At 52.9% G+C, this 1832-nt stretch carries 1 protein-coding gene and 1 pseudogene; both read right to left on the minus strand.

Annotation, left to right across the window (positions count from 1 at the left end):
• On the minus strand, positions 1-1237 hold a 1237-nt coding region (locus ACP5SG_RS08105; protein ID WP_428123402.1), incomplete at its 3' end, for a glycosyltransferase family 4 protein.
• 95 nt (positions 1238-1332) lie between these two features.
• Positions 1333-1832, minus strand: a pseudogene (locus ACP5SG_RS08110) (hypothetical protein); the annotation flags it as partial.

Consider the following 1832-nt stretch of genomic DNA (forward strand, 5'->3'; position numbering starts at 1 on the left):
CCGGTTGATCTGCTTTCTTGGCATAAAAGGCCTCAAAGGCGGCAATTGCCCACCTTGCCGACTCATCCCATGAAAACCTCTTTGCCTGCTCAATGCCGTGGTGCTGCAATTCCCTTCGAAAGTCCTCGTCAGTAAGCACCAGCTCGAGCTTCTCGGCGATTGCATCGTCCTTGTGCGGGTCAAACAGGGCATCCTCCCGGCCAATCACTTCTGGAATGCTTGTGGTATTCGAGCCAATCACTGCCGCGCCGCAGGCCATGGCCTCAAGCGCCGGCAGACCAAAACCTTCGTGAAGCGAAGGAAAAACAAATACGGTGCACAAATTATAAAGACGGACAAGATCTTCGTCGCTCACATAGCCCGTAAAGATTATTTCATTCGACTTAAGCCCATACTGTTGTGCAAGGGCCAAGAGCCTTCGCCTTTCTCCTTCCGGCATCTTGCCGGCCATGACAAGCTGATAACCGTCTCTCAATTTCTCAGAAAGCCCGGCATAGGCGCGGATCAGTCCTTCGATGTTCTTGCGGTGGTCAATGCCACCGGTATAGAGCACAAAGGGCTTCAGGATACCGAATTTCCGTCGAATCCTCTCCTCCTCTTCTTTGCTTAGAGCCAAAGGCCGGAAACATTCATCAACCGCTGTAGATACATTTATCACCGCATCTTCAGGGAATCCCAAATGCTCTATAGCCTCTTTGCGCGAAGACTCTGATATGGCAAGAAGAAGGGAGGCCTTCTTCAGATGCTCGAGCTTTCGCGTGTAATAGGCATGGTAAAGTGGATTGGGCTTCAGATAATGATCGGCATGAATAAGAGGGATCAAATCATAGAGGGTTACGCTCACGGGCGTCGTGTTATCGAATAGGCCTATGCTGGTCACCGCATCGTCCACATAGCCCTCGAACAGACTGAAGACATGGATGATATCAGGCCTGAGGCTTGCAAGAAAGGCCTCGCGAATGTGCTCAGCCACCTTACGGCGCCACTCATTTCCGGGCTGACATTCCTGTACCGGGCCGGGTGCCTGCCAGACGCGGATATTCTCTTGCGGAAGAAGCCCGTCGAATTCCGCCCGGATGGGCTCAATGGTCTCGGGAAACAGACCGCTTAAGGCAAGGATGATTTCATGTTCTCCCCGATTGCGCGCAATGGCCTTGGCAAGCGACATGGTATAGCGGCCGATGCCGCGAAAACGGCTTTCAGTCTGCGCCCCTTGCATGTCAAGAACGATGCGCATCTATCTCCCTCTCCTATATGCATGGGCGGGTCTGTGTGTTCGCCTATGCAATTTTTATAATCCCATCAATCTGTCATTTATCGCGCAGGGCGAATCTATCGACAATCATCCCTGCCGTGTCTCTCCATGGCCTCTTTGAGTTGCAGATATATCCTGTGCGCCCGAGGGGAGAGTTGCTGCAACTCGATATCTGTAACCGGCCGTGCTGCTGCGGGCTGCGGCTCCTGCCGCCCGTACATAACACGCCTGTAGAAGGCCCGGGTGTTATCATACAGACCAAATTTACGGATGAAGTTTATGCAACGGCTCCGGAGGGCCGGATGAGAATCAAAGAAAGTTATGGATCGGACCAGAATCGGTTTTGCAACGGATTTTACAATGGTCTTTGTACGCGCCGCAAATCCTTGACCCTTGATGAGCCTTGCCTGATGGAAGACCAGACGCAATGGCCTTGTGACGCGCCATGAACGGCTATTATAGACAGCATTAAGCTCAAGCTCCAAACGCCCGACGCGCTCCCTTTCCATCTCAGCACGCCTCTCGGAGGCTTCAGCACGCTCCCTTGCAGCCTTTACATCATCCTCTGCACGCTGCA

This window comes from Dissulfurimicrobium sp., from assembly GCF_049968175.1.
In the GTDB taxonomy this organism is placed as follows: domain Bacteria; phylum Desulfobacterota; class Dissulfuribacteria; order Dissulfuribacterales; family Sh68; genus Dissulfurimicrobium; species Dissulfurimicrobium hydrothermale.